Origin of the sequence: Pantoea sp. ICBG 985 (genome assembly GCF_002928365.1) — a bacterium.
In the GTDB taxonomy this organism is placed as follows: domain Bacteria; phylum Pseudomonadota; class Gammaproteobacteria; order Enterobacterales; family Enterobacteriaceae; genus Pantoea; species Pantoea dispersa.
The window spans coordinates 1-6093 of the sequence record NZ_POWM01000017.1; the positions used below are offsets into that span (position 1 = coordinate 1).

Annotated in this window: 9 protein-coding genes and 1 pseudogene; 5 read left to right on the plus strand and 5 right to left on the minus strand. The window is 48.1% G+C overall.

Going from position 1 to position 6093, the window contains the following annotated elements; translation table 11 throughout:
- Positions 1 to 255: hypothetical protein (locus C1Y42_RS23625; RefSeq protein WP_158251423.1), on the plus strand; the 255-nt coding region annotated here is incomplete at its 5' end.
- A 54-nt stretch (positions 256 to 309) separates the two neighbouring features.
- A complete protein-coding gene (locus C1Y42_RS23160; RefSeq protein ID WP_000675353.1) occupies positions 310 to 825 on the plus strand; it encodes a type III toxin-antitoxin system ToxN/AbiQ family toxin in 516 nt (171 codons plus the stop codon).
- A gap of 110 nt (positions 826 to 935) precedes the next feature.
- Here the strand turns inward: C1Y42_RS23160 and C1Y42_RS23165 are convergent, their stop codons facing one another.
- On the minus strand, positions 936 to 1646 hold the full coding sequence (locus C1Y42_RS23165; RefSeq protein WP_024165718.1) for a hypothetical protein: 711 nt from the start codon (positions 1644 to 1646) through the stop codon (positions 936 to 938).
- 544 nt (positions 1647 to 2190) lie between these two features.
- On the opposite strand from C1Y42_RS23165, the gene C1Y42_RS23170 reads away from it, so the two are divergent.
- Together C1Y42_RS23170 and C1Y42_RS23175 are read left to right on the plus strand one after the other, a co-directional pair.
- The gene (locus C1Y42_RS23170; RefSeq protein ID WP_001125013.1) at positions 2191 to 2448 is read left to right on the plus strand and encodes a hypothetical protein; all 258 of its coding nucleotides are present in this window, start codon (positions 2191 to 2193) and stop codon (positions 2446 to 2448) included.
- Positions 2449 to 2457: 9 nt separating this feature from the next.
- Entirely contained in the window at positions 2458 to 2739 is a 282-nt protein-coding gene (locus tag C1Y42_RS23175; protein ID WP_000786945.1) for a hypothetical protein, read from the plus strand.
- Positions 2740 to 3233: 494 nt separating this feature from the next.
- Here C1Y42_RS23175 and C1Y42_RS23525 read toward each other — a convergent pair whose 3' ends face one another.
- From C1Y42_RS23525 to C1Y42_RS23190, 4 genes and pseudogenes are all read right to left on the minus strand, one after another.
- A complete protein-coding gene (locus tag C1Y42_RS23525; protein ID WP_029590204.1) occupies positions 3234 to 3449 on the minus strand; it encodes an MbeD family mobilization/exclusion protein in 216 nt (71 codons plus the stop codon).
- A gap of 6 nt (positions 3450 to 3455) precedes the next feature.
- Positions 3456 to 3947 (minus strand): MbeB family mobilization protein, encoded by a 492-nt coding sequence (locus C1Y42_RS23530; protein ID WP_146068822.1) that lies wholly within the window; start codon positions 3945 to 3947, stop codon positions 3456 to 3458.
- A gap of 34 nt (positions 3948 to 3981) precedes the next feature.
- Positions 3982 to 4686: pseudogene (locus tag C1Y42_RS24120) on the minus strand (relaxase/mobilization nuclease domain-containing protein); the annotation flags it as partial.
- Entirely contained in the window at positions 4625 to 4948 is a 324-nt protein-coding gene (locus tag C1Y42_RS23190) for a MobC family plasmid mobilization relaxosome protein (RefSeq protein WP_012477689.1), read from the minus strand. The pseudogene C1Y42_RS24120 and the gene C1Y42_RS23190, both read right to left, overlap by 62 nt.
- 647 nt (positions 4949 to 5595) lie before the next feature.
- Here C1Y42_RS23190 and C1Y42_RS23950 point away from each other — a divergent pair.
- Positions 5596 to 5721 carry a replication initiation protein gene (locus C1Y42_RS23950; protein ID WP_097766092.1) on the plus strand — a complete coding sequence of 42 codons (126 nt, stop codon included), beginning with the start codon at positions 5596 to 5598 and terminating at the stop codon, positions 5719 to 5721.
- Positions 5722 to 6093: the final 372 nt, after the last annotated feature.

Consider the following 6093-nt stretch of genomic DNA (forward strand, 5'->3'; position numbering starts at 1 on the left):
TCCCATGCTAAGCACCTAGTTGTAAGCCCAAGCGAAGATCATGTATACTTAGTTCAAGGTGATTTGCTACCTTTAAGTGCAGCTAGAAATTCAGGTGATTTGCTACCTTTAAGTGCAGCTAGAAATTCAGGTGATTTGCTACCTTTAAGTGCAGCTAGAAATTTAGGTGATTTGCTACCTTTAAGTGCAGCTAGAAATTCAGGTGATTTGCTACCTTTAAGTGCAGCTAGAAATTTAGGTCATTTACTACCTTAAAGTAATAAAGTAAAAAAGGCGACTATACACAGTCGCCTTTTTTACGAGAAAAAAATGAAATTTTACACAATATCAAGCAGTTACATAAAATACCTGAAGGACTTTGATGACAAAGTTCCCAATAGCGAAGATCCTACATACAACAATCCTAAGGCTTTCATTGGCATAGTACTAGAGATTGAAGGACATAAATATTTAGCACCTTTAACGTCGCCAAAAGCATGGCATGCTAATGTAAAAGAGTCATCACCCGCCTTCTTCAAACTTCATGAAAACGGTGTCCCTGACAATCAGCTTGGATTGATTAATCTGAAATTTATGATTCCAATAATCGAAGCTGAAGTGTCTTTACTTGATCTGGATAGCATGCCTGATACGCCTTACAAAAGAATGCTATATAAACAGTTACAATTTATTCGTGTAAATGAAGATAAAATATCTGAAAAATCAAAACTATTAAGAAACCTTGCCTTGCAAGGCAGAATGCAAGGAACATGCGACTTTGCCGTGTTAGAAGAAAAATATCAACATTTCGGTAAAAAACCTGAAGACATGGAAATAGACGATTAACCATTCTTTTTTATGGAATTGAAGGTCCAAAATCAAGCGGTTTTGGACCTATTTTTTTGCTCTCATCCAATATAAGAATAAAATATTCTAATTTTGATTTCGAGAAGCAATCAAAAAGGCAAGTCCTCCTCTGAAAGATTAAGCACCTCTGATTTCCTTTTGTAAGTGAGAGCGCTGTTACTTCCCGCTCTAAAGTAGAAGTAACATGAATCATGAAACATTTCCAACGGCTTGTTTTCTATTGATTTTTTAACAATCCTATCAAGTAAACCAATATGAATAAGATAGGTAATAGCTTTATTTAGTTCAGGTAGTTTGCATTTCAGTTTTTTACATATTGTTTTTTTCCTAGCAAGAGTATACTCATTTCTATTATCACGAGCATAAAGAAGGTACATGTAGGTTTGTAAAGCTAGCAACTCAAATGGATATCTGTTGTGCATGGATTGAAATGCACTTATTTTTCCATCTTCACCTACAATTCCTTTAAAGGGAAGCTTACACCAACCATCATCATGCTTCTCTAATACATCTACGGTATAAATTTTTTTACGTACTGTCGTTGATAAATTTTTTATCAACTCTTTTGCATAAAGAATTTTAAGCCCTTCGTTAACTAACGATCGGCTTAATGATGCTATCTCACATAGGTTACTAAAAGTTAGCTCAACAGTTCTCTGTCCTGAATCTGACTCTTTGCAGAAAAGGCAAAATGTTAAATAAATCTTTAACGCGGCGATGGCTTTTGCTGTATCAAGATCGTTGAATTCAGATATTTTGATACCTATCCATAGTGAAGGCATTCTTTTCCAGTACAGCATAAATCACCTCATTCCCAGAATTTGAAAAATGAAATAGACCAATCCCAATACAGACAGAGATAGCACCAGATTAGTTAGCACCACTGCGACCTTCGCAAGCCTTTCAGCCAAAAACACACCTTTCTCAAACATTTTTTATCCCTCCTGATAGCTTTGTTTTTTTGATTATCTCAGGCTGTGAAGGCGTTGTAACGCCTTCACAAAAATCTATCTAGAAAGAAAAGATAAGGCAAAAGAAAGGTATCTATATGTTATATAAGAGATTTTATTTTGCTTTTGGTATTCTTAGAAATCATATTATGGTTCATGGTGAACCGTAAATGCAGTGCTGATGCATTTTTGGTTACGTTAAATGTTTTCACATTAGGACTTTAGATCAGAACAAACAAAGCGTTGTGCCTTGCAAGCCACCCTGCATAAAGCACTAAATTTCTTTATCTCATTAAATTTACCTTGCCAAAAGGAGCAATAATCCCTACCTTACAACTTTAACAAAGCTAAAAATCTTTAGCGGACTTAGCCGCCGAGTATAGAGAAATATGCCATGCCTAAAAAAACATCAAAACCAAACGATTTAAGCAACACTATCAACAACATAAAGAAAGAAATTAACTCCGGTTTTACTGAGTTACTTAATCGCGTAGAAGCCTTAGAGGCTAGTGACGCACAACACAGCATGGCGATACGTGATTTACAAATTCAGGCTAGAGCCGCTCGCGGAGACAAACGTATGGATATAGCAAGAGACTTTGACCTCAGCGAGGGACGAATTAGCCAGATCGTTAATGCGGGTCGTAACTAAGGCAGACTTATGAAAAATGAAGACGACTACAAAACAGGATGGACGACTCAGACAACAAACCCGGCAACAGGGAAAAAATGTTCTGGAGGCGCAGCCAGAAACTTAAGGATATATCAAGCCGGTGGAGCAAACTCCGTGCGGGTAAAAGCAGCAATCGAGGGTGTCCAGTCAATACAGCCAATCATCGATATGCAACAGTCACAAATCGAGCAACAACAAACTCAAATAGCAATGCTGACTCAATCTTTGTCTCAGGCAATCAATGAACTAACAAAAAACAGGAATCAATAGGCTATAACGGATGTTATTTACCATAACATCCGTTGCCCGCACCGCCCCGGACGCGTTCGGCGCGATCGGGGCGGCAGTCAGGTAAAACAGGCAACAAACCCCCGGTAAACCGCCCCGATCGCGCCTGATAAATTTTAACCCGATGCATAGCCATTCAGCCAGGTGAATGGCGACAGGATTCAGCCCAAAAACAACGTTAAGGCCCCGAAAACCGACAAATGCTTCTCCAGCCACTCCCACAGTTCAGTCACCAGATACAGGCAGTTAAGCAGCTGCTCGAGCAATTTTATGGCGTTCATTTTCTGACTCCTCATAAGTCGTGATCTTTTTGATCACGAACCTATTTAGCGGGAGAAATAAGAGCCCCTCTTCGTGCGGGTTGTCAGCTGCCTGGATGGTTTAAAGTGTCGGCCCGCGGTAGGTTTTCTGCGGCTGGCGCTCCAGCTCCAGTGTTTTCTGATACTCATTCTCCCTGTGCCGGAGCTCGATGGCATTCAGTTCCCGGACAAGCGGCGCAGCTGCTCGCTTAAACTCAGCACCTGCGTGCTCAAGTCCGACACGCGCTCGTTCAGCATCGCGTTCTCCCGTTGCATAAGCCCACACATGCTCCGCCATTCCGCGAAGGCGCTCTCCCATTCGTCCAGCCTTTGCGAGTAGTCCTGCTGTAGCTGCTCTAATGCGCTCAGCAACTGCTTTTCCAGCTCTGTCATTTTCCGCTACTCCTGTTTCAGGCGGATCCATGTCGTCCCGTCGTAGGGGATGGCTTCGGTTTGCATCCCCGGCGGCAGGATAAGAAACCTCCGGCCGTCGCTGCTCTCCTGATAGCGCACTCCCCACGTCCGGGCGGTCATTTTCGCCAGGGTATCTTCCTGCTGACGAAGATGCGTGTAATTGTCGGTTATCTGCTGCCCCTGCCACCACAGAATGCTCCCGCTCGTGCCGATCAGCAGCGCTGACACCATCAGGATGGTGAGCCATGTCCGCCCGGCAGTCCGCTGTACGCTCCGCCGGTTTTTCTCCATCGCCTCGCTCATACTCTGCTCGTGGGCGAGGATGGCGTCGCTGATTCTCCTCGCGCTTGCGCTCAGTTCCGCTCTGACAGACTGCTCGTGCTCGCTGAATGCGGCTTTCAGCATCTCGCCGGTACTCTGCTGCTGCGCTTTCGATTGCTGCTCTAAGTCCTTCGCCAGCGTTAAAAGACTGCTCATAGATGGCTCCCTTCAGTCGGATGTTTCGCCCCCCGTCCGGGTCGGCAATGCTGATACTGCTTTTCGTGGTGCGCACCACCTCAAAACCTGCACCTTCAAGAGTATCAGTGACATCCTGACGGCTTTTCAGCTCCCCGGACGAAGCAAGGGTCAGCAGTCCCCGGGTAATGGCTTCTGCGGCCTCCTGCTTCGTTTTCGGCAGCCCGGACGGCGTGACCAGCGCCCGGCGGTTTTCCGGCGCGTTCGGGTCGTGCAGCCCCAGTCTGCCGTTCACGATAGTCTGCCAGGCATCGATGCGCGGCCGGTCGGCGCGGTCGTAGTAAGGCTGGAGCCGCCTGCCGGTCAGCAGCTCAGTATTGGGGATCAGAAAGTTCAGCTCCAGACGCCCCTTGTCCGCGTGCTCCACCCACAGAATGCTGTACTGATCTTTATCGAGTCCGGGCATCAGAACCCGCTCGAAGCTGGCCATCAGTTTTTCCCGCTGGCCGGGAGGCAGATCGGCCTCCGCAAACGACAGAACGCCGGAGGTGTATTTCTTAACGTAAGGCGACGCGTCAATCAGCTCCCGGACTTCTTCCGGCTTCCCCTGCAGGACGGTGGCGCCTTCACGCTGCCGGTCTTTACCCAGCAGATAGTCCACCGGCCCGGCGCCACCGCCGCGGCCGCGCGGATGAAATTTAACGATCATCGTCCGTTCCTTTCTCAAGAACGGCGTGCCGCAGCCGCTCAAGGCCGGCATCGATGGCCATCAGCGCCGCCACAATCTGCACCCTGTCATGGCCGGTGCCGCCGCCGGCGTTAACACGGCGGGCTATCTGGTTCAGGTTATTGCCCATGCCGGCAAGCTGGCGCAGCAGCGCCGGCGAGATTGATGGGAGCTTTCCGGAACGTGCCGGCTTTTCGTCCAGGCAGATCTGCCGCATCCACGCCGCCAGCTGCCTGCCGTCACAGCGCTCGAGCAGCCGCCGGTGCTCGTCCTCCGTCACCCACATGGTGAGCATCTTGCTCCGTTTCTCTGACAAACCGGCCTCCTGATAACGCCGGGACGGGCGGGAAAGCCTTTCCCGGTCGGCGCGGGGTTGGACAAGCCGCAGGCGCGTCAGGCTTTTGGCGGGTTTCGGGGCGCAGCCCTGAACCAGTCACGCAGCGCTAGCGGAGTGTATACTTGCTTAATATGTTGGCACGAGTGAGGATATCAGAGAAGTGCTTCATGTGGCAGGAGAAAAATGCAGCAGCGGAGCGTCAGCAGAATATGTGATACAGGATATATTCCGCTTCCTCGCTCACTGACTCGCTGCGCTCGGTCGTTCGGCTGCGGCGAGCGGTACCGGCTTACAGGCGGGGCGGAAATTTCCTGGTAGATGGCAGGAAGAAACTTAACAGGGGAACGATAAGGCCGCGGCGAAGCCGTTTTTCCATAGGCTCCGCCCCCCTGACAAGCATCACGGAATCTGACGCTCAAATCAGTGGTGGCGAAACCCGACAGGACTATAAAGATACCAGGCGTTTCCCCCTGGTGGCTCCCTCGTGCGCTCTCCTGTTCCTGCCTTTCGGTTTACCGGTGTCATTCCGCTGTTATGGCCGCGTTTATCTCATTCCACGCCTGACACTCAGTTCCGGGTAGGCAGTTCGCTCCAAGCTGGACTGTATGCACGAACCCCCCGTTCAGTCCGACTACCACGTCCGATCCGGTAACTATCAACTTGAGTCCAACCCGGAAAGACACAACAAATCGCCAGTGGCGGTAGCCATTGGTAACTTGGTTCGCAGATGATTTGTTAGCTAAACACGAGGTTGCTCTTGAAGTGTGCGCCTCAGTACGGCTACACTGGAAGGACAGATTTGGTTGCTGTGCTCTGCGAAAGCCAGTTACCACGGTTCAGAAACTTGCCGGTTTACTGAACCTTCGAAAAAACCACCTTGCCGGGTGGTTTTTCCGTTTTCAGACCAAGAGATTACGCGCAGAAAAAGATGATCTCAAGAAGATCCTTTTGATTAGTGCCGTCATTTGACTGAACATCCCATGCTAAGCACCTAGTTGTAAGCCCAAGCGAAGATCATGTATACTTAGTTCAAGGTGATTTGCTACCTTTAAGTGCAGCTAGAAATTCAGGTGATTTGCTACCTTTAAGTGCAGCTAGAAATT